Genomic DNA, 24327 nt, shown 5'->3' on the forward strand with positions numbered 1-24327 from the left:
GCCCTCACCTACAGTGGCAGCGTGTTCGTCACCGACGACGGCGCGTCGGGTCCGACGGTCATCTACAGCGCCTCGGATCTGGCCGCGGCCGCACGCTGTGAGTACGCCCTGCTGCGCTCCTTCGACGCGCAGCTCGGTCGTGGCCCGGCGGTGTCGTCCGACGACGAATTGCTGGCCCGCACGGCACAACTCGGCGGTGAACACGAACAGCGCCACCTCGAGGACCTGCGGGTCGAATCCGAGGTGACGGTGATCGGACGGCCCGCCTACACCATGGCCGGTCTGACGACAGCGGCCGAGGCCACCCTGGACGCGGTGCGACGCCGCGACCCGGTGATCTACCAGGCCGCGATGTTCGACGGGCGCTTCGCCGGGTTCGCCGATTTCCTGATCTGGGACGGTGAGCGCTACCGGTTGCGGGACACCAAACTGTCCCGTTCGGTGAAGGTGGAGGCGCTGCTGCAGCTGGCTGCCTACGCCGACGTGCTTTCGCGTGCCGGCGTCCCGGTCGCCGACGAGGTCGACCTGGTCCTGGGAGACGGGGCGATGTCCAGCTACCGCATCGACGAACTGCTGGCGGTATACCGGCCGCGGCGCGCCGCACTGCAGGAACTGCTCGACGGTCACCTCTCCGGCGAGACCGCGGTGTGCTGGACCGACGACACGGTGCGGGCCTGTTTCGGCTGCAGCGAATGCGAGCAGCAGATCCGGGCCACCGACGACCTGTTCCTGGTGGCCGGCATGCGGGCCAGCCAGCGCGCCCGGCTCATCGAGGCCGGCGTCACCACCAGGCAGCAACTGGCCGGTCGCACCGATCCGGTGCCCGGGTTGGCCCAGCGCACCCTGACCGCGCTGCGGGGCCAAGCCCGCCTGCAGGTGACGCCGCAGCCGGATGGCAAGCCGCCCTATGAGGTCGTCGATCCGCAGCCGCTGATGCTGCTGCCGGACCCGGACAAGGGCGATCTTTTCTTCGACTACGAAGGCGACCCGTTGTGGACGGCCAACGGCCAGGACTGGGGCCTGGAATACCTGTGGGGAGTGCTGGGCGCCGAAGGCCACTTCCAGCCGTTGTGGGCACACGACCGGGCCGGCGAACGCCAGGTACTCATCGATTTCCTGGAACTGGTCCGCAAGCGGCGCAAGCGTTTTCCGAAGATGCACATCTACCACTACGCGCCCTATGAGCGCAGCACCCTGCTGCGGCTGGCCGGCCGCTACGGAGTGGGCGAGAACGATGTGGACGACCTGCTGCGCAACGGCATCCTTGTCGACCTGCTTCCGTTGGTACGCAAGAGCATTCGCGTGGGCACCGAGAACTACAGCATCAAATCGCTGGAACCGCTGTACATGGGCAACGAACTGCGCGACGGCGAGGTCACCAAGGCCACCGATTCGATCACCGAATATGCCCGTTTCTGCGCGCTACGCGATGCCGGTCACCACGAAGCGGCCGCCACGGTGCTCAAGGAGATCGAGGACTACAACCGCTACGACTGCCGGTCCACTCATCGGTTGCGGGACTGGCTGATCAACCGCGCGTTCGAGGCCGAGGTGCCACCGCGCGGGCCGCAACCGGTGCGCGACGGCGGACCGATCGAGGAGGCCGACGCGGTCGACCGCAAGCTGCTGCGCTTCGCCGGTGACGGTGTGGACCCTCGAACAGATGAGCAGCAGGCGGTGGCGCTCATCGCCGCCGCCCGCGGATTCCACAAACGCGAGGACAAACCGTTCTGGTGGGGCCATTTCGACCGGCTCAACAATCCCGTCGACGAATGGGCGGACAGCACAGGAGTTTTCGTCGCCGAACAGGCAGAGGTCGTCAATGACTGGCACACCCCGCCGCGGGCCCGCAAACCACAGCGGCAGGTCCGGCTGACCGGCGCCATCGACGCCGGAGAACTGGGTAACGAGGTGTATGCGCTCTACACCCCGCCGGCGCCCGCGGGCCTGTCCGACGATCCGGACCGTCGCGGCTTCGGTAGCGCCACCGTCATCGGCTGCGACAACCCGGAGGCACCCACCGAGGTGCTGATCACCGAACGCCAACCCAAAGACGCTGGCACCTTCATTCAGGTGCCGTTCGCGCTGACCCCCGGGCCACCGATCAACACCCGGCCGCTGCAGGTGTCCATCGACAGCACGGCGGCCACCGTGTGCGCCGGCCTGCCGGCGCTACCCGCCGACGCGGTGACCGATGTGCTGTTGCGCCGCCCGCCGCGCACCATCAGCGGCCTGCCACTGCCCCGCAACGGTGACACCGCCGCCGATATCACCGCGGCACTGCTGGATCTGGATTGCTCGTATATCGCGGTGCACGGTCCGCCCGGCACCGGTAAGACCTACACCTCAGCGCAGATCATCGCCCGGCTGGCCAATGAACATCGTTGGCGCATCGGCATTGTCGCGCAATCCCACGCGGTGATCGAACATCTTTTGGAGCAGGTGCTCGACTCTGGCGTGGAGGCCGCCAGCGTGGCCAAGAAGCGCAAAGGCACTGACCCGCGGTGGACCGCGATCAACGAGAACGCCTATGCCGCTTTCATCGCCGATCATCCCGGCTGTGTGATCGGTGGCACCGCATGGGATTTCGCGAACGAGGCGCGGGTACCGCGACAGTGCCTCGATCTGTTGGTGATCGAAGAGGCCGGCCAGTTCAACCTGGCCAACACGATCGCGGTGGCCCCGGCCGCGCGTAATCTGCTGCTGCTGGGCGACCCTCAGCAGTTGCCCCAGGTCTGCCAGGGCACCCATCCGGCACCGGTCGACGACTCCGCATTGGGCTGGCTGGTCGAGGGTGCGCACACGCTGCCGGCCGACCGCGGTTACTTTCTGGACTGCTCGTTCCGGATGCATCCGGCCGTGTGCGGCCCGGTGTCCCGACTGTCCTATGACGGCCGGCTGCAGTCACACGAAAAGGTCAGCGCGGCACGCCAACTCGACGGTATCGAGCCCGGAGTGCGGGTACTCGAGGTCGCCCACCTCGGCAATTCGACCGACAGCCCCGAAGAGGCCGCCGCCATCGTCGCGGCCATCACCGGCCTGCTCGACACCACCTGGTCCGACGAACACGGCAGCACACCCCTGGGGCAGGAGCACTTCCTGGTGGTGACCCCCTACAACGCCCAGGTGACCACGGTGCGTCGAGCCCTCGACGCGGCGGGCCTGACCGAGGTGCAGGCCGGCACCGTGGACAAGTTCCAGGGCAGACAAGCACCCGTCGTGTTCGTGTCGATGACGGCATCCTCGGCCGCCGATGTGCCCCGTGGGATCGGATTCCTACTGAACCGCAACCGGCTCAACGTGGCGATCAGCCGGGCCAAATACGTCGCCTTCATCGTGCGCTCACCGCAGCTCACCGACTATCTGCCGGCCCAGCCCAACAGCCTGATCGCGCTCGGCGCGTTCCTGGCCCTGACCGATCCTGTGATACACCCAACCGGTGACTGAAACGCTTACCGAAACGCTTGCCGGGATCGTCGGTGCCGGGTATGTCACCACCGATCCCGACGTGTTGGACGGCCGCTGCGTCGACCACACCGGGCGATACCGCGGACACGCCACGGCGCTGGTCCGCCCCGGCACCGCCGACGAGGTGGCGGCGGTGCTGCGGGCCTGTCGCGACGCGGGAGCATGCGTGACGGTGCAGGGCGGCCGCACTTCGCTGGTGGCCGGCACGGTGCCCGAGAACGACGACATCCTGCTGTCCACCGAGCGGCTCACCGAGATCGGCGCCGTCGACACCGTCGAGCGCCGGATCAGCGCCGGCGCCGGAACTCCCCTGGCCGCGGTGCAGCGGGCCGCGACGGCGGCCGGCCTCGTGTTCGGAGTGGACCTGGCGGCGCGGGAATCGGCCACGGTGGGCGGCATGGCCTCCACCAACGCCGGCGGGCTGCGCACCGTGCGCTACGGAAACATGGGCGAGCAGGTGCTGGGCCTGGACATCGCGCTTCCCGACGGATCGGTCGTGCACCGGCACAGCCGGGTACGCAGCGACAACACCGGCTACGACTTGGCCGCCCTGTTCGTCGGCGCGGAGGGCACACTCGGGGTGATCACCGCCCTGGATCTGCGGCTGCACCCCATCCCGACCCACCGGGTCACGGCCATCTGCGGGTTCGCCGATCTCGACGCACTGGTCAGGGCGGGCCGGACCTTCCGTGATCTCGACGGCATCGCCGCCCTGGAGTTGATCGACGCCCGGGCCAGCGCACTGACCGCCGAGCACCTCGGTGTGGCCGCACCGGTCGAGGGCGCCTGGCAGCTGCTGATCGAACTGGCCGCCGACAGCGACCAGACCGAACGCCTGGCCGACGCACTTGAGGGCGTCGAGCTGTGCGGCGAACCCGCCGTCGGGGTCGACGCAACCGCCCAGCAGCGGTTGTGGCAGGTGCGAGAATCGGTGGCCGAGGTACTCGGATTGTTCGGCCCGCCACTGAAATTCGATGTCTCGCTGCCGCTGTCGGCGATTCAGGGTTTCGCCGACGCAGCCGCCGAGTTGATCGCCGGCCATGCGCCGGAAGCGATCCCGGTGCTGTTCGGCCACATCGGCGAAGGAAACCTGCACCTGAACGTGCTGCGTTGCTCGGCCGGAGCCGAAGCCGCGCTCTACACCGCGATGATGACGCTGATCGCCGAGCACGGCGGCAATGTCAGCTCCGAACACGGTGTCGGATCACGCAAACGCGACTACCTGGCGATGTCACGCACCGAGGCCGACATCGCGGCCATGCGCACGGTCAAGGCCGCGTTCGATCCGGACGGCTACCTCAATCGCGCGGTGCTGTTTGGTCGTGATCGGCCATGAACTCGGCATAGAGGTTTTCCCACGGCGGAGCGCGGAACACATCGGTGGCCGCCTCGTCGTCCACTGCGTCGCCGTTCCCGTCATGGTGCACCGTGAACTCGACGTAGTCGTCGTCATCGTCATCCCGGGGATCCAGATAGGGCTCGGGATTCGGTGCGAAAGTGGGCTCGGCATCGAAACCGAGCAGGAACAGCGCGGCCACCACACCGAACAGCGCGACGAACGCGGGCAACAGCATCGCCTGCGACATCGCCGCAGCGAACGGCGCATGCAGGAACTCGGGCAGTTCGGCGACCGCCCCCTCACCGCGGGGCGCGGCGCTTGCCGCCCCCGGCATCTCGGCACCGATCCGCGATGTCATGTACGCCGCGATCCCTGCACTGCCGAGCACCGACCCGACCTGGCGGGTGGCGTTGTACACGCCAGAACCGGCCCCGGCCAGATCCGGCGGGAGGTTACGCGTCGCGGTCGCCGCCAGCGGGGACCAGATGAACGCCATGCCGATGCCCATCACCAACTGCGGCAGCAGCAGGCGCCAGATCGCCGTCGTCGGCGTCATCTCGACGGCCAGCCAGGTCAACCCGATCGCCATGGCCGAGAAGCCGAAGCCGATCACGGGCGTGGGATGGGTCCGGTCCACGATGCGGCCCACCACCGGAGCCAGCACGCCGCTGGCGATCGCGGTCGGCGCCGTCAACAGCGCCGCCCGGATCGGCGACAGCCCGCAGACGGTCTGGGCATAGAACATCAGCGGCAGGATCATCGCCGTCACGGCGAACCCGATCGTCGCGACACCCAGGTTGGCCAAACTGAAGTCGCGGTCTTTGAAGATCCGCAGCGGGATCAACGGCTCGGCGGTGTTCACCGCCTGCCAGCACACGAAACCCACCATCACCGCGATGCCGACCGCACCGGTGGCCCACACCCACGGCGCCCAATGCCGCGACTGCCCCTCCTGCAGCGCGAACACGATCAAGAACATGCCGATACCGGACAACACCACGCCCAGCACGTCGAACCGGTGCGGCTGAGTCGGCAACACCGGGACGAGCCACACCGCCAGCGCCAGGCCCAGGATTCCGATCGGCACATTGACGAAGAAGATCCACTGCCACCCCAGTCCCCCGACCAGTACGCCACCGGCCAACGGGCCGACCAAGGTCGCCACGCCTGCGGTCGCACCCCACACGCTCATCGCCACCCCGCGCCGCTCCGGCGGGAAGATGCGGGTGATCGTCGACAAGGTTTGCGGCGTCAGCAATGCTGCACCGATGCCCTGCACCACGCGGGCCGCGATGAGCATCTCGATGCTTCCGGCCAGACCGCACCACAGCGAAGCCCCGGTGAACACGGTCAGGCCGGCCAGATACAGATTCTTGGGTCCGTAGACATCGCCGAGCCGGCCCGCGACGAGCAGCGGCACCGCGTAGGCGAGCAGGTATGCGCTGGTCACCCAGATCACACCGTCGTAGTCGGCACCGAGCTGGTCCATGATCGTCGGGTTGGCGACCGCGACGATCGTCGCGTCGACCAAGATCATGAAGAAGCCGACCATCATGGCCCACAGCGCGTTCCACGGGCTGGGGGTACGGGCGTTCGGCGCTGGAGACATGTCGATGTGGGGTGTTGGGCCTCGGGTCCGACCTAGTTGGGTTGTTGGCGGGCCCAGCCGACGCTACCCGGGACCAGGTCAGGCTGGCTCGACAACCGCCTCGGAAACGATGTCGAGCGCGTCGCCTGGGTATTCGCTCGAATCGTCGTCGTCGTTACGCCGGCCGACCAACAGCAGCGCCACCAAGGCAACGGCCATGCCCACCGTCATCACCCACGACAACGCCAGCGCCCCGTTGCCCAGCGCCCCGATCGCGGGCGCCACCGCCGCCCCGAGCCCGAACTGGGCGGCTCCCAGTAGCGCGGCCGCCGTTCCGGCCGCATCGGGATGACGCGACAATGCGACCGCCGGGGCGTTGGGAAGCACCAGGCCCATCCCGGCCAGGATCGCCAGCACCGGCACGACGAATGCGGACAGCCCGCCCACATGCGCGACGGTCACCGCCACGAACACGACGCCGGCCAGCGCCGACCAGCTCAGCGCCGCCACCGTGATGGCCTGCGGCGAGCACCGGCGCAGCAGCACAACGTTGAACTGGGTGGAGCCGATCAGCGCGATCGCGCCCGCGGCGAACACCAGCGCGAACGCCTGCTGGTCCAGACCGTAGCGGCCCTGCAGGACGAACGGCGCCGCCGAGATGTAGGCGAACAATCCGGACATGCCCAACGCGGCCACCAGCACCAGGATCACGAAACGCGAGTCACGCAACAGCTCGATGTAGGTGCCGACGATGCCGCGCACCGCCAGCGGACGCCGGTGCGACACCGGCAGCGTCTCGGGCAGGGCCAGCGCGGCCATCACCAACAGTCCGCCGGCCACCACGACCAGAGCGACGAACACCCAGTGCCAGGATCCGTGCAACAGCACCGCCGCCCCCAGCGACGGGGCCAACACCGGGGCCACCCCGAGCACCAGCATCAACCGCGACATCACCGTGGCCGCCACCGTGCCGCTGAACAGATCACCGACCACGGCGATGGCGACCACCGAAGCGGCCGCCGCCCCCATGCCCTGCAGTGCGCGTGCCAATCCGAGAACCGCGATGTCGGGGGCCAGGACACACAGCACCGAGGCCACCATGTGCAGCACGATGCCCGCGATCAAGGGGCGCCGCCGGCCCAGCGAGTCCGACAGGGGCCCGACGATGAGTTGCCCGAGGGCCAGGCCGGCCAGGGTGCCGGTGAGCGTCAATTGCGATACCGAGGAGGACACCGACAGCTCGTCGGCGATCCGCGGCAACGCAGGCAGATACATGTCGATGGTCAACGGACCCAGCGCCACCAACGCGCCCAGCACCAGAATCATCCGGAGCCGGCTCGGCGGCCCTACCGATGTCTGCTGGTCCACGTCGGGCGATGATGCCATGAAGATGAACAGCCTCACATTCGAGTTTTTTCTTCCCATTTGCTGTACGCAGTGACCGCGGTCACCCTCGGGCACCCGCGGCGGGTCGCCGTTCGTTAGCCTGACAACCAACGATGGGTTCACACCTGGGAGGCCCCGAAGTGCGAGCGCGATCCAAGCCACAACTGCCGGCGACGGTCGAGGAGACCGAAGATCCCAGCGCCGCTGCCAAGGTGCTCTCGGCCATCATCGAGCGCAGCTCACGTGTGCAGGCGCCCGCGGTCAAGGCATACGTCGACCGGTTGCGCAGCCACCAACCGGACGCCACCCCGGCCGAGATCGTGACCCGGCTCGAGAAGCACTATCTGGCCGCCGTGATGGCCAGCGGTGCCGCGGTCGGCTCGGCGGCGGCGTTCCCGGGCATCGGAACCCTGGTCGCACTGTCGGCCGTGGCCGGCGAGACCGTCGTCTTCCTGGAAGCCACGTCGGTGTTCGTGCTGGCGGTCGCCGAAGTGCACGGCATCCCTGCCGACCACCGCGAACGGCGCCGTGCGCTGGTGCTTTCCGTCCTCGTCGGCGACGACAGCAAGCGCGCGATCGCCGATCTGCTGGGCACCGGGCGAACCAGCGGCGCGTGGCTGTCCGACGGTGCGGCGACACTTCCGTTGCCCGCGGTCTCGCAGCTCAACTCCCGGCTGGTCAAGTACTTCGTCAAGCGGTATACGCTCAAGCGCGGTGCGATGGCTTTCGGCAAGATGCTGCCGGTGGGCATCGGCGCTGTCATCGGCGGTGTCGGCAACCGGCTGATGGGTAAGAAGATCGTCGCCAACGCCCGCCAGGCGTTCGGTGCGCCCCCGCCGCGGTGGCCTGCAACGTTGCATGTGCTGCCGCCCGCCAAGTCATGAGGCCCATGCCGACCTCCGGTAACGCCGAAAGGCGATAGCCTTTAGGCGGCGGTCGAGCGGGGTCAACCGCCCACAGAAGAACACAAGCGGCAAGCCTGCATGTGACGGCGAGCCGGACACAAGAATCGAGGCGAGTGTCTGCCGTGAGCAGTTCACCTTCACCATTCGGGCAGAACGAGTGGTTGGTCGAGGAGATGTATCGCAAGTTCCGCGAGGATCCCTCTTCGGTGGATCCGAGTTGGCACGAATTTCTGGTCGACTACTCCCCTGAACCCACCACCGACACCACCGCCGCCAACGGCCAGTCGGCCTCGGCGGCTCCGGCAGCAACTCCGGCCGCGCCTGCGGCGCCCGCTCCGGCAACTCCCGCGCCGGCGGCTCCGGCCAAGGCCGCCCCGGCCAAGCCGGCCGCGGCCAAGCCCGCTTCGGCAGGCCCCACCGCGGCCGAGGGTGACGAGTCCCAGGTGCTGCGCGGTGCCGCGGCCGCCGTCGTCAAGAACATGAACGCCTCGCTGGAGGTGCCCACCGCGACGAGCGTGCGGGCCATCCCGGCCAAGCTGATGATCGACAACCGCGTCGTCATCAACAACCACCTCAAGCGCACCCGCGGTGGCAAGGTCAGCTTCACCCACCTGCTCGGCTACGCCATCGTGCAAGCGGTCAAGAAGTTCCCGAACATGAACCGGTACTTCGCCGAGGCCAACGGCAAGCCGAATGCCGTCACACCAGCTCATACCAATCTCGGCCTGGCCATCGACCTGCCCGGCAAGGACGGTAACCGCTCACTGGTCGTGGCCGCGATCAAGCGTTGCGAGACCATGCATTTCGGCCAGTTCATCGCGGCCTACGAGGACATCGTGCGCCGGGCCCGCGACGGCAAGCTGACCGCCGAGGACTTCTCCGGCGTCACCATCTCGCTGACCAACCCGGGCACCATCGGCACCGTGCACTCGGTGCCGCGGCTCATGCAGGGCCAGGGCGCGATCATCGGCGCCGGCGCCATGGAGTACCCGGCCGAGTTCCAGGGCGCCTCCGAGGAGCGCATCGCCGATCTGGGTATCGGCAAGCTGATCACCCTGACCTCGACCTACGACCACCGCATCATCCAGGGCGCGGAATCCGGTGACTTTCTGCGCACCATCCATCAACTGCTGCTCGACGACGAGTTCTTCGACGAGATCTTCCGTGAACTCGGCATCCCGTACGAACCGGTGCGCTGGCGCACCGACAACCCGGACACCATCGCCGACAAGAACGCTCGGGTCATCGAGCTGATCGCGGCCTACCGCAACCGCGGCCATCTGATGGCCGACATCGACCCGCTGCGGCTGGACAACACGCGATTCCGCAGCCACCCCGATCTGGACGTCAACACCCATGGCCTGACGCTGTGGGACCTGGACCGCGAATTCAAGGTCGACGGGTTCGCCGGCAAGCAGTACATGAAGCTCCGCGACGTGCTGTCGGTGCTGCGCGACGCGTACTGCCGCCACATCGGGGTGGAGTACACCCACATTCTGGAGCCCGAGCAGCAACGCTGGCTGCAGGAGCGCATCGAGATCAAGCACGACAAGCCGACGGTCGCCGAGCAGAAATACATTCTGAGCAAGCTCAACGCGGCCGAGGCCTTCGAGACCTTCCTGCAGACCAAATACGTTGGGCAGAAGCGCTTCTCACTGGAAGGCGCGGAGACCGTCATCCCGATGATGGACGCCGCGATCGACCAGTGCGCAGAGCATGCACTCGCCGAGGTCGTGATCGGCATGCCGCACCGCGGCCGGCTCAACGTGCTGGCCAACATCGTCGGCAAGCCCTACAGCCAGATCTTCACCGAGTTCGAGGGCAACCTCAATCCGTCGCAAGCCCACGGCTCCGGCGACGTGAAGTACCACCTCGGTGCGTCGGGAAATTACATCCAGATGTTCGGCGACAACGACATTGAGGTGTCGCTGACCGCCAACCCGAGCCACCTCGAAGCGGTCGACCCGGTGCTCGAGGGTCTGGTGCGTGCCAAGCAGGACCTGCTGGACAGCGGCCGGGACGCCGACGGTTCCGGCGAGTACCCCGTGGTTCCGCTGATGCTGCACGGCGATGCGGCGTTCGCCGGCCAGGGTGTGGTCGCCGAAACTCTGAACCTCGCCCTGCTGGACGGCTACCGGACCGGCGGCACGATTCACATCGTGGTCAACAACCAGATCGGGTTCACCACGGCACCAACGGATTCGCGCTCCAGTGAGTACTGCACCGACGTGGCCAAGATGATCGGCGCGCCGATCTTCCACGTGAACGGCGACGACCCGGAGGCCTGTGCCTGGGTGGCGCGGCTGGCGGTCGATTTCCGCCAGGCGTTCAAGAAGGACGTCATCATCGACATGCTGTGCTACCGCCGCCGCGGGCACAACGAGGGCGACGATCCGTCGATGACCCAGCCGTACATGTACGACGTCATCGACACCAAGCGCGGCTCGCGCAAGGCCTACACCGAAGCCCTGATCGGCCGCGGTGACATCTCGATGAAAGAGGCCGAGGACGCCCTGCGCGACTACCAGGGTCAGCTCGAGCGGGTGTTCAACGAGGTCCGCGAACTGGAGAAGCACGCGGCCGAGCCCAGCGAATCGGTCGAGGCCGATCAGCAGATCCCCCAGCGCCTTTCCACCGCCGTGGACAAGTCCTTGCTGGCCCGCATCGGCGATGCCCACCTGGCCGTGCCCGACGGCTTCACCGTGCATCCGCGGGTCAAGCCGGTGCTGGAGAAGCGCCGCGAGATGGCGTACGAGGGCAAGATCGACTGGGCTTTCGCCGAGTTGCTGGCGCTCGGATCCCTGATCGCCGAGGGCAAGCTGATCCGGCTGTCCGGCCAAGACACCCAGCGCGGCACGTTCACCCAGCGTCACTCGGTGATCGTCGACCGCAAGACCGGCGAGGAGTTCACCCCGCTGCAGCTGCTGGCCACCAACACCGACGGCACCCCGACCGGGGGCAAGTTCCTGGTGTACAACTCGGCGCTGTCCGAGTTCGCCGCGGTGGGCTTCGAATACGGCTACTCGGTGGGCAACCCGGACGCACTCGTGTTGTGGGAGGCCCAGTTCGGCGACTTCGTCAACGGTGCCCAGTCGATCATCGACGAGTTCATCTCCTCCGGTGAGGCCAAGTGGGGTCAGCTCTCCGACGTCGTGCTGCTGCTGCCGCACGGCCACGAGGGCCAGGGTCCCGACCACACCTCGGGCCGCATCGAGCGGTTCCTGCAGCTGTGGGCCGAGGGTTCGATGACCATCGCGGTGCCGTCGACCCCGGCGAACTACTTCCACCTGCTGCGGCGCCACGGGCTGGACGGCATCCAGCGTCCGCTGATCGTGTTCACCCCGAAGTCGATGCTGCGCAACAAGGCCGCGGTCAGCGACATCCGCGACTTCACCGAGAACAAGTTCCGCTCGGTGCTGGAGGAGCCCGTCTACACCGACGGCGAGGGTGACCGCGACAAGGTCCGGCGGGTCCTGCTGACCAGCGGCAAGCTCTATTACGAGCTGGCCGCCCGCAAGGCCAAGGACAACCGCGAGGACGTCGCGATCGTGCGGCTCGAACAGCTCGCCCCGCTGCCGCGGCGCCGGCTGGCCGAGACGCTGGACCGCTACCCGAACGTCACCGAGAAGTTCTGGGTGCAGGAGGAGCCGGCCAACCAGGGTGCCTGGCCGTCGCTGGGCCTGACCCTGCCCGAGGTGTTGCCCGAGTACTTCACTCCGATCAAGCGCATCTCGCGGCGCGCGATGTCGGCGCCGTCATCGGGTTCGTCGAAGGTGCACGCGGTCGAGCAGCAGGAGATCATCGACCTGGCCTTCGAGTAACCCGCCAGGCGATCAGCAGGTCAGCACCTGCGGGCCGGATTCGGTGATCGCCACGGTGTTCTCGGTGTGGGCTGTGCGGGAGCCGTCGGCAGAGCGAATGGTCCAGCCGTCGCGGTCGTAGACCACACGGTTGGTGCCCGCGCAGAGCCACGGCTCGAGCGCCAGGGTCATTCCTGCCCGCAACTTCATGCCCCGACCGGGCTTGCCCCGGTTGGGGACATGCGGATCCTCGTGCATGGTCCGGCCCAGCCCGTGCCCACCGAACTCGAGGTTCACGGGGTAGCCGTAGTCGGCGGCCACCGCGCCGATCGCGGCCGAGATGTCGCCCAGCCGGTTACCCGGCCGCGCGGCGGCGGTTCCGGCTTCCAGCGCCTCCTCGGTGGCCCGCACGAGGCGCTCGTCGGCGGCCGCAGGCGTGCCGACGATGACGGTGCGGGCCGCGTCGGCGACCCAGCCGTCGATGGACACCGCGAAGTCCATGCTGAGTACGTCGCCGTCACGCAGCCGGTAGTCGTGCGGAAGACCGTGCAGCACAGCGTCATTGACCGACAGGCAGATGACGTTGCGAAACGGCCCCTTGCCGAACGACGGGGCGTAGTCCCAATAGCAGGACTGCGCCCCGCGGCGCTTGACCATGTCGCGGGCATGGTGTTCGAGGTCGAGCAGGTTGACGCCGACCTTGGCGAGCCCGCTCAAGGTGCCGAGCACCTCGGCCACGAACTGCCCGGTGACCCGCATCTTGTCGATCTCGGCAGCGCTCTTCAGCTCGATCATGCCCGTCCTCCTCGGTATTTAAATACCAACACTAGCGGTATATAAATACCGGCGCTACCGTGGTGACGTGGTCCGAACGCCGCTCACCCCCGCCCAGATCGCCGCCGGCCGACGGCTTGGTGAGACCCTGCGCGCCGCCCGGGGCGACCGTTCGCTCGACGACGTCGCCGAACGCGCCGGCATTTCACCGGAGACCCTGCGCAAGATCGAGACGGGCCGGCTGCCATCCCCCGCATTCGGCACCGTGGTCGGACTGAGTGCGGCCCTGGACATCCCACTGCAGACCCTGGCAGACGTGTGGCGGGACGCCGCCACAGCGGAGGCCGCCCTACGCGAGACCGCCGGTACCGCGTAACCTCGTAACTCAACACGTGTCGGACTACACGAGGGAGTGTTCTATGGAGGGCTTCGCCGGAAAGGTCGCCGTTGTCACCGGCGCCGGCTCGGGCATCGGCCAGGCGCTGGCCATCGAGCTGGGACGGTCAGGCGCCAAATTGGCGATCAGCGACGTCGATACCGAGGGCCTGGCGGTCACGGAGGAACGCCTCAAGGCGATCGGCGCCGAAGTCAAAACCGACCGGCTCGACGTCACCGAGCGTGAGGCCTTCCTGCTCTACGCCGACGCGGTCAAGGAACACTTCGGCAAGGTCAACCAGATCTACAACAACGCCGGCATCGCGTTCACCGGCGACGTCGAGATCAGCCAGTTCAAGGACATCGAGCGGGTGATGGACGTCGACTTCTGGGGCGTCGTCAACGGCACCAAGGCCTTCCTGCCGCATCTGATCGAATCCGGCGACGGACACGTCGTCAACGTCTCCAGCCTGTTCGGCATCTTCTCGGTTCCGGGCCAGGCCGCCTACAACTCGGCCAAGTTCGCGGTACGCGGCTTCACCGAGGCCCTGCGCCAGGAAATGGCCGTGGCCAAGCACCCGGTCAAGGTGACGTGCGTTCACCCCGGCGGCATCAAGACGGCCATCGCACGCAATTCCACCGCCGCCGAAGGCCTGGACCAGAAGGCGCTCGCCGAGACCTTCGACCGCAAGCTCGCCAACACCACCCCGCAGCGCGCCGCCAAGATCATCCTCGAAGCCGTGCGCAAGGACAGGGCGCGCGTGCTGGTCGGTGCCGACGCCAAGATCCTCGACATCCTCGTGCGGATCACCGGCTCGGGATACCAGAAGATGTTCGCTTCCGCGATGGGTCGGATGCTCCCGCGCTGACGCACGGGCCGGCGGGGGCTAGTGCCCCAGCGGGTTGGCCTCAAGGAACGCATCGGCCACTCCCCTGGGGTCCTTCCCTTCGGTGACCTGCCTGCGCATATCGGCCAGCGATCCGGTGTCGAGGACACCCGCGATCTCGTTGAGCGCCAGGATCTGCCGCTCGTTGAGCGTGTTGCGGCGGTACAGCGGCACCACGTTCTCGCCCCGGATCAACGACGTCTCGTCGGCCAGCACAGTCAGGTCCGACGGGATGGCCGGGTCGGCCGTCGTCGACCACGCGGCATTGATCTTCCCCGCCCGCAATGCCGCGAACAGGGCCTCGTCATCGGGAAAGGCGACGGGGTTGGGCAGCGTGCACAGGCCGACCACCGTAGGCATCGTGGTGCCGGCCACCGCACCTGGACGGGCCTTGTCGCAATTGCGGCGCAGGTCGCTCAGATCAGTCCCGCCCCACGCCGCAGCCGTGGCCTCGGTGACCACCAGGGCGGGCTTGTCCTGCGCGGACATCGTGTAGTCACCGGCCGCGACGCCTTCCGGGAGCGCCGAGACCAGATCCCGGTAGACCTGCTCATCGGCGCGAGCCGTGGCGTCTGGATCGAGCGCCGTCAGAAACCGGCCGGTGAACCCGGGCTGTACCGTCACCGAACCCGAATCCAGGACGCCGGGGACTCCATCGGTCTCGGTCACCACGGCCGGCGTTCCGTAGTAGCGCAGTGCCGCCGCATACAGATGGCCCAGCAGCACCGACTCGGGCGCCGGCCCGGCACCGACCGCAAGAGCCGGCGGGCCCGACCGGCCACCGCAACCTGCCAATACCGGCGCCACCAGCACCAGCAGTACCAACGCCAGGATGCGGCGCATCCGTGAACTCAGGACTCTGCGGGGTCAACCGCCGCTGCGACCGCAGCCGCAACCGCGGGGCCCACCCGCGGATCCAGCGCGCTGGGCACGATGTGGTCGACCGACAGATCGTCGCCGACGACCGAGAAGATCGCCTCGGCCGCCGCCACCTTCATCTTCTCGCTGATCCGGCGGGCACCCGCATCGAGCGCACCGCGGAAAACCCCGGGGAAGGCCAGCACGTTGTTGATCTGATTCGGGAAGTCGCTGCGCCCGGTCGCCACGACCGCCGCGTACTTGCGGGCGGCGTCCGGATGGATCTCGGGATCCGGGTTGGACAGCGCGAACACGATGCAGTCGGGCGCCATGGTCGCGATGAGCTCCTCGGGCACGACACCGGCCGACACCCCGAGGAAGACATCGGCGCCCTCGAGCGCCTCGGCCACACCCCCGGTGAGCTTGCGCGGGTTGGTGCGCCCGGCCAACTCCGCCTTGAAGGTGTTGAGGTTGTCCCGACCCGAGTGCACGATGCCCTGCGAGTCGAGCACGACGACATCGCTGATGCCCTTGTTCAGCAGGATGTTGGCGCAGGCCACCCCGGCTGCACCGGCACCCGAGATCACCACACGCAGCGAATGGATGTCACGCTCGAGCACCTTGGTGGCGCCCAGCAGCGCGGCCAGCACCACGATCGCCGTGCCGTGCTGGTCGTCGTGCATGACCGGGCAATCCAGCGCCTCGATGACCCGGCGCTCGATCTCGAAGCAACGCGGGGCCGAGATGTCCTCGAGATTCACCGCGCCGAATGTGGGACGCAGCCTGATCAGGGTTTCGACGATCTCGTCGGGGTCCTTGGTGTCCAGCACGATCGGGATCGAATTCAGCCCGCCGAAAGACTTGAACAGCGCGCTCTTGCCCTCCATGACCGGCAGCGAGGCCGCCGGCCCGATATCGCCGAGACCCAGCACCGCGGTGCCGTCGCTGACCACCGCGACAAGGCGGTTGGCCCACGTGTACTTGGCGGCGAGCGTGTGATCAGTGGCGATCGCGCGGCTCACCTGAGCAACGCCGGGGGTATAGGCGATCGACAGCGCACGCTGGGTGTCCAGCGGCTCCTTCAACTCGACCGAGAGCTTTCCGCCTTCATGGGCATCGAAGATCTCGGCGTCTTCGATGACAACCTGCGGGGTGCGCTCCGTTGACGAGCGCTCGGACGAGGAGGCGACTGTACTTTCCGACACGGCGCAAGGGTACTTCAATGCCAATTCTCACCGGGCCGGGTTCCCCGCTGGTGAGCGTTACTTAACAGTAACTGCGCGTAGCATTCGGTGTGCTGATCAGGTTGCGAGCCCACCGCGCAGGAAGGTCGGAGTCCATGCCCTCATTCCGCGCCCTGCCACCGGCACTGCGGGCCTCCGCCAAGGCCCGGCCCCCGGAGCCCGACGCCAAGTCGATCCACGTTCCGGTGGCTCAGGCCATGGTTGATTGCGGGGTCTACAGCGGTGGCGACCGGTTGCGCGGCAAATACACCCACGCCGCGGCGCTGAACAAGGCCCGTGAACTACAGGCAGCGGGCGAGAAGGCGTTCGTCTGGATCGGCCTGCACGAACCCGACGAATTCCAGATGCAGTCGGTCGCAGACGTTTTCGGCTTGCACGAGCTAGCGGTCGAGGACGCCGTGCACGCCCACCAGCGGCCCAAGCTGGAGCGCTACGACAAGACCCTGTTCCTGGTGCTCAAGACCGTGACCTACGTCGAGCACGAGTCGGTGGCCCTGGCCCGCGAGATCGTCGAGACCGGCGAGATCATGATCTTCGTCGGACCGGATTTCGTGGTCACCGTCCGCCACGGCGAGCACGGCGGGCTGGCCGGCGTGCGCAAACGCCTCGAATCCTCGCCCGCCATCCTCAAACTCGGACCGTTCGCCGTGATGCACGCGATCGCCGACCATGTCGTGGACAGCTACCTCGACGTCACCGATCTGATGGAAACCGACATCGACACGATGGAGGAGGACATCTTCTCCCCCCGCACCCGCACCAACATCGAGAGCATCTACCTGCTCAAGCGCGAGGTCGTCGAAATGCGCCGGGCCGTGGCGCCGTTGACACTCGCGCTGGCCCGGCTGCTGACCGACCACAACGACCTGATCTCGGTCGAGGTACGCAGGTACATGCGCGACGTGCACGACCACAATGTGCAAGCCTCAGACCGGATCACCAGTTACGACGAGATGCTCAGCTCGCTGGTGCAGGCCGCGCTCGGCAAAGTCGCCATGCAGCAGAACGTGGACATGCGCAAGATCTCGGCGTGGGTGGCGATCGCCGCTGTGCCGACAGCGATGGCAGGCATCTACGGAATGAACTTCGAGCACATGCCCGAATTGCAGTGGACCTGGGGCTATCCCGCCGTACTACTGGCCATGGCCACCATCTGCTTCATCCTGTACCGCACCTTCCGGCACAACGACTGGCTCTAGCCCCGATCAGCTCGGGCTGGCGGCCCGTCTGGTCGGATCGAGCACGTCGACCCCGTCGGTCCGCCACGCCTCGCGCATCGCGTCGGCCCCTTTGAGCCGCACCCAGGCCGCCTCGGTGGCGGTGATCGGAGTGGCCGAGAGCACTGCCACCGCGGACAGCGGATCCGGCAGCTCGACCTCGCCGATGTCACTGGGGCCCAACAGAAATGCGCTGAACGGTGCGGAATCGAACAACTGGGTCTCCAGATCGATGAGCGCGTCGGCCTCCAGCACCAGCCCCTCCACCGCGGGCGCCGCGGCCAGCACCGCCAGCGACCGCGCCAGCCCGCCCGGGGTCGGCCCCCGCAGCGACAACACCACCTCGGCCCGGGGGCCGTGGATCGGATCCGATACCAACTCGGTCGGGTCGAACATGGGATGACGCGAACAGCCCAGCGTCACATAGTGATAGAGGTCCTGCCCGGCAGCGCCGGCGGCCAGGTCCGGACCGAACCGGAGCACGTCGATGCGCTCGGTCCCCAGGAAGGTGACGCTGGCGCTGACCGGTTCCGCGGTGATGCCGGCAGCGCCGAAGTGCTCGCCGACGTGGGCGCGAACGGCAGCCAGGACGTCGATCACTCTTCTGTCGGTTCTCCGGCCGCTGCGGCCGATTCGGTCGCGCCTTCGGGCTCGGGTTGCTCGGCTGGATCGGCTTCCTCGGCCACGGCGGGTTCGGTGCGGGTCAGATTCGCCCCGGTTTCCGCGTCGAAGATCACCAGTTTCGTCGTGTCGAACGCCAGTTGGATCTGCTGACCGGCCGCCACCGTGGATTCCGCCGACACCCGGGCCACGAATTCGTTGACACCCGCACCGGAATCGGCGGCCAACTCGGCGAGCTGTACCGCCTCGGCACCGACGCCCTCGATCGTGAAGTGCACGTACTTGTCGGCACCGAGCGATTCGACGATGTCGGCACGCACCCCGAAGGTCAGCGCCCGGATACGGGCATACCCGTCGAGCAACGAGGCGTCCTCGAGCTGCTCGGGGCGGATCCCGACGATGATGTTGTCGGGCTTGGGTTGACGGGCCAACAGGTCATGCACCTGCTGGGTCAGCGTGACATCGCCGAACGGCAACCGCACCCCGACATCGGTGAATGTCGCCGGGAAGAAATTCATCGCCGGTGACCCGATGAAGCCTGCCACGAACAGGTTCGCCGGGTTGTTGTACAGCTCGTCGGGCGTGCCGATCTGCTGAATCTCGCCCGCCAGCAACACCACAACTCGATCACCCAGCGTCATCGCCTCGGTCTGATCGTGCGTCACGTAGACCGTGGTGGTACCCAGCCGGCTCTGCAGCCGGGCGATCTCGGCGCGCATCTGCACGCGCAACTTGGCATCCAGGTTGCTCAGCGGTTCATCCATCAGAAATGCCTTGGGGCGCCGCACGATTGCCCGGCCCATAGCCACCCGCTGACGCTGCCCGCCCGACAACTGGGCCGGTTTGCGGTCGAGCAGTTCGGTCAGATCGAGGATCTTGGCCGTCTCTTCGACCTTCGCCGCGATCTCGTCCTTTTTCAGCTTGGCCAGGGTGAGCGGGAACGCGATGTTCTGGCGGACCGTCATGTGCGGGTACAGCGCATAGGACTGGAACACCATCGCGATATCGCGATCCTTGGGCGCCTTCTCGTTGACCCGCTCCCCACCGATGCGCAACTCGCCCGACGAGATGTCCTCAAGTCCGGCAATCATGTTCAGCGTGGTGGACTTTCCGCATCCCGACGGCCCCACCAAGATGATGAACTCGCCGTCAGCGATGGTCATCGAGAACTCTTTGACCGCTGCCCTGCTACCGCCTGCGCCGTCGGGGTAACTCTTGGTGACCCGGTCCAACACGATTTCGGCCATCCAATTACCCCTTTACCGCACCGGATGTCAGGCCAGCGACGATGCGTCGCTGGAAGATGAGAACAAAGACAATGATCGGGATGGTGATCACCATTGCGCCCGCGGCGATCGACCCGGTCGGCTCCTCGAATTGCGAACTGCCAGTGAAGTTCGCGATCGCGACCGGCGCCGTGATCGCCCGCTGCGTGGCCGTCAGCGACAGCGCCAGCAGCAGGTCGTTCCACGCAAAGATGAAGACCAGAATGGCCGCGGTGACGATGCCCGGCGCCGCCAGCGGTGCGATCACCTTGCGGAAAGCCTGGGCCGGAGTGGCGCCGTCCATCTTGGCCGCCTTCTCCAGATCCCATGGGATCTCCCGGAAGAACGCCGAGAGCGTGTAGATCGCCAACGGCAGGGCGAAGGTGATGTAGGGAATGATCAGCCCGGGCCAGGTGTCGAACAGTCCGATCGTGCGCCACAGGTTGAAGATCGGGGTCACCAGCGAGATCTGCGGGAACATCGCGATCAGCAGGGCCACGCCCACCAACAACTTCTTGCCGGGGAAATCCAAGCGCGCCACCGCATAGGCAGCCATACCGCCGATCGCCACCGCGATCACCGTGGTGATCAGGCCGATACCGATCGAGTTGACCAGCGCGGAGGTGAAGATGTTTCCGCTGAAGATGCCCTTGTAATTGTCGAAGGTGATCTCGGCCGGAATCAGCTTGCCGTCCTTGACGCTCGACGTCGGCTTCAACGACAGCGACAGGATCCACAGCACCGGGATCAACGCGTAGAGCACCACCAGGACGTTCACGACCGTCCACCCGGTCGCGCGCCGTGCACTCACCCGCTCAGTCATCAGTGCCCCTTGCTCTTCGCGCAAGCGCTCATCGGTGCCCCTCCGTGTCCGCACCCGGCGCCGACGCACCGAACAACTTGATGAAGATGAAGGCGATCACCGCCACCGACAGGAAGATCAACACGCTGATGGCCGAACCCAATCCGAGGTTGAAAGCCTTGAAGAGGTTGTCATAGCCAAGGATCGACACCGAGCCAGTACTGTTGGCGCCTCCGGTCAACACATAGATGTTGTCGAAGATCCGGAACGCGTCGAGGGTCCGGAACAACAGCGCGACCAGGATGGCCGGCTTGATCAGCGGCAGGATCACTTTCACCAGGCGCGTCCACGATCCAGCCCCGTCGACCTGGGCCGCGTTGAGCAGATCCTGCGGTACCAGCGCCAGGCCGGCCAGCAGTAACAACGCCATGAACGGAGTGGTCTTCCACACCTCGGCGAGCACGATGATGGCCAGCGACGGCAGTTGTTCGGTCAGCGGCGCGCTGCCCTCGGGTAGCAGGTTGGCCAGGTAGCCGGTGCCCGGCGTCCAGGCGTAGTACCAGCTGTAGGAGGCGGCCACGGTCACGATTCCGTAGGGGATCAGCACCGCGGTGCGGACCACGCCCTTACCGAAGATGGTGCGGTGCATGACCAGCGCCAGCGCCATGCCGAGCACGAACTCGATCGCCACCGAGACCACGGTGATCGCCAGCGTGACCACGAACGCCGTCCACCAGTAGCGGTCGGTGAGGATGGTCTGGTAGTTGGCGAACCCCACGAAGGCGGTGTCGTGGGGGGCGGCCAGGTTGTAGCGCTGCAGGCTCAGCCACACCGCATATCCGATCGGGTACGCGGTCACCGCGATCATCAGAACCACCGCGGGAGCGATCAGCGCGAACGCCAACTTACGTTCCGAGGTGCGGTTGTCGGTGCCAGTGCTGGTCGGCTCCTCGCGCAAGCGCTCGTCGGTCATGGGATCAGCCCTTTGCCGTCGATGGCCTTCTGCACCTGTTCGGTCAGCTCATCGGCGGTGTGCTCCGGATCGATGTCGGTGATCGGGGCCAGGGTGGCCGAAATGCGGGTCGACACAGCCTGATACACCGGCGTGGCGGGGCGCACCGCGGCATTCGTCAGCTGCTCGCGGATGATCGCGTACTGCGGGTACTTGGCCTGGAACGCCGGATCGTCGTACAGCGACTCGCGTACCGCGGGCAATCCACCCTCGACCGAGGTGTAGCGCTGGTTCTCGACGTTGCGCAGGCATCGGATGGCTTCGAAGGCCTCGGCCTTGTGGCGGCTGGTCTTGGCCACGGCGAGGTTGAGCCCGCCGAGGGTCACCCTGGCCGGCTCCCCCTCGCGCACGCCCGGATAGTTGGCGAACCCGAACACGTCCTTGCTCGCCTCATAGGCTGCCTCGAACTGCTCGTCGGTCGGTGAGAACGTGCCCAGATCGTTGATGGCCCCGGCCAGATCGGCCCGTTGGTCGAGCGGAAGAAAGTTCACTCCACCTTTGACGGCGTTCTCCAGCAACGAGGGCAGCACGAACGGCCAGTTGACCTCGAGCGCGGCCTTGCCCTGCTCGAGCGCGAGTCGGGCCGTCGCTTCGTCGGTCTGGGTCACCGAAGGATCGGCGCCGGGTGCGGTGGCCACCGATTTGATGATCTGCAGCGCCTTGACCGTCGCCGCACGGTGCTCCGGGGTGTCGGTCAAGGTGACCGTCTTGCCGTCGTCGGAGAGCACCTGACCGCCGGCACTTGCGAGTAAGGAGTTGAACCACACCACCAGGCCCTCGTACTGCTTGGCCTGCACCGCAATCCAACTGGGCTGGCCCGCCGCGTGCAGCCGGTTGGCCTCCAAGACCATCCCGTCCCAGGTGGCCGGCGGCGCGTCCATCAAATCGGCCCGGTACCACAACAATTGGGTGTTGGTGGTGATCGGCGAGGCATACAGCCGGCCTTGCCAGCTGGCCGTCTCCAACGGCCCGGGCAGGGTATTGGCCTGTGCGTCGGACTCCGCCTCTCCCGCCGGATCCTCCGACAGCGGCACGGCCCAGCCGGCCTCGGCGAACTCGGCGGTCCACACCACGTCGAGCGCCATGATGTCGAGCGTTCTGTCGTTGCCGGTCAGCCGCCGCGCGAGTTGCAACCGTTGATCGTCAGCGCCTTTCGGCAAACTGATCTGCTTGATGGTGAAGCGGTCGCCGAGTTCGGCGTTGCAGCGGTTGGCGACGGCGGTGAATGTCGCCATCTCGTTGGCCGGCGTGTAGTAGTTGATGACGATCCCGCTGTCGGCCTTACCACACGCCGACAGCACCGAGGCCGTCGTCAACGCGGCCACTGCCGCAGCACATAGCCGCCGAGCGCGCACGCCCTGCCTCCCGTTCGCATTCGATGTCGCCGCCGGAGCGGGTCCCGCGCGCAAACCGTAGAGCTCTACTAGCTCATGTGCAACCGTTTGGGCGTGCCGCGTCACAATCGTGACCTGCGCACATTTGCCGCTGCGGCCGGTGTGCGGCCGCCCGTGGACTCAGATCGTCAAGCGCGCCAGCAGATCCCGCCCCTGTTCGGCACTCTGCGGATCGCACAACACGTCGTAGCGGCCGGCCACCAGCTGCATCGTGGAACTGAAATCTCTTGTGCCGCGAGCCATCGCATACGGAATGGCCGAGGTGATCAAGCCGAAGAAGACACCCGCGATCAGGCCGGTGAGCAGCGCACTCCACGGGTTGGGGCTGAAGAAGCCCAGGATGAGGCCGATGAACAGGCCGAGCCAGGCACCCGACAGCACACCGCCGCCGAGAACCTTGGGCCAGCTCAGCCGCCCGGTGACGCGCTCGACCTGCATGAGATCCACGCCGACGATCGTCACCTGCTGCACCGGGAACTGCTGGTCGGACAGGTAGTCGACGGCCCGCTGGGCCTCCGCATACGTCGGGTAGGAGCCGATGGGCCAGCCTTTGGGCGGCGTCGGCAGCGCGCCGCGCGCGGCGGCCGCGGCACCCGGTGTCTGACCGGACTGAAATGGGCTCGTCATATCGAACTTCACTCTCCTCCGCACCGCCGGATCAGCGGCTGCTCTTCTTACAGCAACGCCCTCACACCGGATTTGGTGCCGACGTCACGCGGCCCGGGGCCTCGCGATCCGTACGCTAGGTTGATCAGCATGACAAACCCGGACGGCCACGCGGGCGAAACGCCGCCATCCGACCCCGGCTCCCAGCCTTCCGAACCGTTGTCCAGCGGCTACGAAGCACCTTCCATCGAGCATTCCCAGGATCGGCCGCACAGCGGCGGGGCGCAACCGTCATACGAGTTCGGACCGCAGGGCTATGAGGTCACTGCGCCGTATCCACCTGCGATCGACTATCCCCCAGACATCCCGCCCGACTATCCGCAGTCCTATCCTCCGCCGTATCCCCCGCCGGTGCCCGGGTATCCGCCGCCACCGCCTGGTTACGGTCCACCGGGTTATCCCGGATATCCCCCGGGTTACGGAATGCCGCCGTCGGCGACGACCAGCAACGTCGCCATCGGATCGCTGGCGGCGTCGATCCTTTCGCTGTTCCTGTTCGCCATGTGCGGTGTCGGACTGCTCGCGGCCCTCGTCGGAATCGGTCTCGGGATCACCGCGCTCAACCAGATCAGCCGGAGCGGACAGTCGGGGCGAGGCCTGGCGATCGCCGGCATCGCCATCGGCGGGGTCGGCGCGCTGTTCGGCGCAGCCTGGCTGCTGTTCTTCCTGGCCGCACTGTCCGCCGCGTAGCCGCCGCACGAATTACGCTGCGGCACCGCACGACGC

At 67.1% G+C, this 24327-nt stretch carries 19 protein-coding genes; 8 read left to right on the plus strand and 11 right to left on the minus strand.

Features of this window, described 5'->3' with window-relative positions; all coding sequences use genetic code 11:
* The first annotated feature begins 21 nt into the window (after nt 1-21).
* Both BKG60_RS22510 and BKG60_RS22515 read left to right on the plus strand, forming a co-directional pair.
* Nucleotides 22-3447, plus strand: a complete 3426-nt coding sequence (locus BKG60_RS22510) for a TM0106 family RecB-like putative nuclease (protein WP_070945506.1) — start codon at nt 22-24, stop codon at nt 3445-3447.
* The gene (locus BKG60_RS22515; RefSeq protein ID WP_070945507.1) at nt 3440-4804 is read left to right on the plus strand and encodes an FAD-binding oxidoreductase; all 1365 of its coding nucleotides are present in this window, start codon (nt 3440-3442) and stop codon (nt 4802-4804) included. Before BKG60_RS22510 ends, BKG60_RS22515 begins: the two co-directional genes overlap by 8 nt.
* Here BKG60_RS22515 and BKG60_RS22520 read toward each other — a convergent pair.
* Together BKG60_RS22520 and BKG60_RS22525 are read right to left on the minus strand one after the other, a co-directional pair.
* A complete protein-coding gene (locus BKG60_RS22520) occupies nt 4767-6416 on the minus strand; it encodes an MFS transporter (protein ID WP_070945508.1) in 1650 nt (549 codons plus the stop codon). The two genes, BKG60_RS22515 and BKG60_RS22520, sit on opposite strands and share 38 nt — an antisense overlap.
* Nucleotides 6417-6494: 78 nt before the next feature.
* Nucleotides 6495-7781, minus strand: coding sequence for a multidrug effflux MFS transporter (locus BKG60_RS22525; RefSeq protein ID WP_070945563.1), 1287 nt, complete (start codon nt 7779-7781; stop codon nt 6495-6497).
* A gap of 113 nt (nt 7782-7894) precedes the next feature.
* Between BKG60_RS22525 and BKG60_RS22530 the strand changes: the two genes are divergently transcribed.
* Nucleotides 7895-8665 carry a hypothetical protein gene (locus BKG60_RS22530; protein WP_070945509.1) on the plus strand — a complete coding sequence of 257 codons (771 nt, stop codon included), beginning with the start codon at nt 7895-7897 and terminating at the stop codon, nt 8663-8665.
* 194 nt (nt 8666-8859) lie between these two features.
* Nucleotides 8860-12507 (plus strand): multifunctional oxoglutarate decarboxylase/oxoglutarate dehydrogenase thiamine pyrophosphate-binding subunit/dihydrolipoyllysine-residue succinyltransferase subunit, encoded by a 3648-nt coding sequence (locus BKG60_RS22535; protein WP_374243448.1) that lies wholly within the window; start codon nt 8860-8862, stop codon nt 12505-12507.
* A gap of 12 nt (nt 12508-12519) precedes the next feature.
* On the opposite strand, the gene map is transcribed toward BKG60_RS22535, so the two are convergent.
* On the minus strand, nt 12520-13281 hold the full coding sequence (map, locus tag BKG60_RS22540; protein WP_070186827.1) for a type I methionyl aminopeptidase: 762 nt from the start codon (nt 13279-13281) through the stop codon (nt 12520-12522).
* Nucleotides 13282-13348: 67 nt separating this feature from the next.
* Here map and BKG60_RS22545 point away from each other — a divergent pair, with 67 nt between their 5' ends.
* Together BKG60_RS22545 and BKG60_RS22550 are read left to right on the plus strand one after the other, a co-directional pair.
* Complete coding sequence (locus BKG60_RS22545) at nt 13349-13636, plus strand: helix-turn-helix domain-containing protein (protein ID WP_070945511.1); 288 nt, start codon at nt 13349-13351, stop codon at nt 13634-13636.
* Nucleotides 13637-13679: 43 nt separating this feature from the next.
* Complete coding sequence (locus BKG60_RS22550) at nt 13680-14504, plus strand: SDR family NAD(P)-dependent oxidoreductase (RefSeq protein WP_070945512.1); 825 nt, start codon at nt 13680-13682, stop codon at nt 14502-14504.
* 18 nt (nt 14505-14522) lie between these two features.
* Here BKG60_RS22550 and BKG60_RS22555 read toward each other — a convergent pair whose 3' ends face one another.
* Both BKG60_RS22555 and BKG60_RS22560 read right to left on the minus strand, forming a co-directional pair.
* The gene (locus BKG60_RS22555; RefSeq protein ID WP_070945513.1) at nt 14523-15365 is read right to left on the minus strand and encodes a glycine betaine ABC transporter substrate-binding protein; all 843 of its coding nucleotides are present in this window, start codon (nt 15363-15365) and stop codon (nt 14523-14525) included.
* A gap of 8 nt (nt 15366-15373) precedes the next feature.
* The gene (locus BKG60_RS22560) at nt 15374-16585 is read right to left on the minus strand and encodes an NAD(P)-dependent malic enzyme (protein ID WP_070945514.1); all 1212 of its coding nucleotides are present in this window, start codon (nt 16583-16585) and stop codon (nt 15374-15376) included.
* A 134-nt stretch (nt 16586-16719) separates the two neighbouring features.
* Here BKG60_RS22560 and corA point away from each other — a divergent pair, with 134 nt between their 5' ends.
* A complete protein-coding gene (corA, locus tag BKG60_RS22565; RefSeq protein ID WP_070945515.1) occupies nt 16720-17823 on the plus strand; it encodes a magnesium/cobalt transporter CorA in 1104 nt (367 codons plus the stop codon).
* Between the two features lie 6 nt (nt 17824-17829).
* Here the strand turns inward: corA and BKG60_RS22570 are convergent, their stop codons facing one another.
* The 6 genes from BKG60_RS22570 to BKG60_RS22595 all read right to left on the minus strand — a co-directional run bounded on the left by BKG60_RS22570 (nt 17830) and on the right by BKG60_RS22595 (nt 23562).
* A complete protein-coding gene (locus BKG60_RS22570) occupies nt 17830-18441 on the minus strand; it encodes a suppressor of fused domain protein (protein WP_070945516.1) in 612 nt (203 codons plus the stop codon).
* Nucleotides 18438-19709, minus strand: a complete 1272-nt coding sequence (locus BKG60_RS22575; protein ID WP_070945517.1) for an ABC transporter ATP-binding protein — start codon at nt 19707-19709, stop codon at nt 18438-18440. Before BKG60_RS22575 ends, BKG60_RS22570 begins: the two co-directional genes overlap by 4 nt.
* A gap of 4 nt (nt 19710-19713) precedes the next feature.
* Entirely contained in the window at nt 19714-20538 is an 825-nt protein-coding gene (locus BKG60_RS22580; RefSeq protein WP_171054954.1) for a carbohydrate ABC transporter permease, read from the minus strand.
* A gap of 40 nt (nt 20539-20578) precedes the next feature.
* Nucleotides 20579-21502, minus strand: coding sequence for a carbohydrate ABC transporter permease (locus BKG60_RS22585; protein WP_070945519.1), 924 nt, complete (start codon nt 21500-21502; stop codon nt 20579-20581).
* Complete coding sequence (locus tag BKG60_RS22590; RefSeq protein ID WP_070945520.1) at nt 21499-22896, minus strand: ABC transporter substrate-binding protein; 1398 nt, start codon at nt 22894-22896, stop codon at nt 21499-21501. Before BKG60_RS22590 ends, BKG60_RS22585 begins: the two co-directional genes overlap by 4 nt.
* A gap of 159 nt (nt 22897-23055) precedes the next feature.
* Entirely contained in the window at nt 23056-23562 is a 507-nt protein-coding gene (locus tag BKG60_RS22595; RefSeq protein WP_070186868.1) for a YflT domain-containing protein, read from the minus strand.
* Between the two features lie 129 nt (nt 23563-23691).
* Between BKG60_RS22595 and BKG60_RS22600 the strand changes: the two genes are divergently transcribed.
* Nucleotides 23692-24291, plus strand: a complete 600-nt coding sequence (locus BKG60_RS22600) for a DUF4190 domain-containing protein (protein ID WP_070945521.1) — start codon at nt 23692-23694, stop codon at nt 24289-24291.
* The last annotated feature ends 36 nt before the right edge of the window (nt 24292-24327 follow it).

This window comes from Mycobacterium syngnathidarum (assembly GCF_001942625.1).
GTDB classification, from domain to species: Bacteria; Actinomycetota; Actinomycetes; order Mycobacteriales; family Mycobacteriaceae; genus Mycobacterium; species Mycobacterium syngnathidarum.

Bases quoted from the DNA above. Each gene is read 5' to 3' on its own strand.
- BKG60_RS22520 (WP_070945508.1), bottom strand. From the start codon at position 6,416: ATGTCTCCAGCGCCGAACGCCCGTACCCCCAGCCCGTGGAACGCGCTG.
- BKG60_RS22525 (WP_070945563.1), bottom strand. From the start codon at position 7,781: ATGGCATCATCGCCCGACGTGGACCAGCAGACATCGGTAGGGCCGCCG.
- BKG60_RS22530 (WP_070945509.1), top strand. From the start codon at position 7,895: ATGGGTTCACACCTGGGAGGCCCCGAAGTGCGAGCGCGATCCAAGCCA.
- BKG60_RS22535 (WP_374243448.1), top strand. From the start codon at position 8,860: ATGTATCGCAAGTTCCGCGAGGATCCCTCTTCGGTGGATCCGAGTTGG.
- map (WP_070186827.1), bottom strand. From the start codon at position 13,281: ATGATCGAGCTGAAGAGCGCTGCCGAGATCGACAAGATGCGGGTCACC.
- BKG60_RS22550 (WP_070945512.1), top strand. From the start codon at position 13,680: ATGGAGGGCTTCGCCGGAAAGGTCGCCGTTGTCACCGGCGCCGGCTCG.
- BKG60_RS22555 (WP_070945513.1), bottom strand. From the start codon at position 15,365: ATGCGCCGCATCCTGGCGTTGGTACTGCTGGTGCTGGTGGCGCCGGTA.
- corA (WP_070945515.1), top strand. From the start codon at position 16,720: ATGCCCTCATTCCGCGCCCTGCCACCGGCACTGCGGGCCTCCGCCAAG.
- BKG60_RS22575 (WP_070945517.1), bottom strand. From the start codon at position 19,709: ATGGCCGAAATCGTGTTGGACCGGGTCACCAAGAGTTACCCCGACGGC.
- BKG60_RS22585 (WP_070945519.1), bottom strand. From the start codon at position 21,502: ATGACCGACGAGCGCTTGCGCGAGGAGCCGACCAGCACTGGCACCGAC.
- BKG60_RS22595 (WP_070186868.1), bottom strand. From the start codon at position 23,562: ATGACGAGCCCATTTCAGTCCGGTCAGACACCGGGTGCCGCGGCCGCC.
- BKG60_RS22600 (WP_070945521.1), top strand. From the start codon at position 23,692: ATGACAAACCCGGACGGCCACGCGGGCGAAACGCCGCCATCCGACCCC.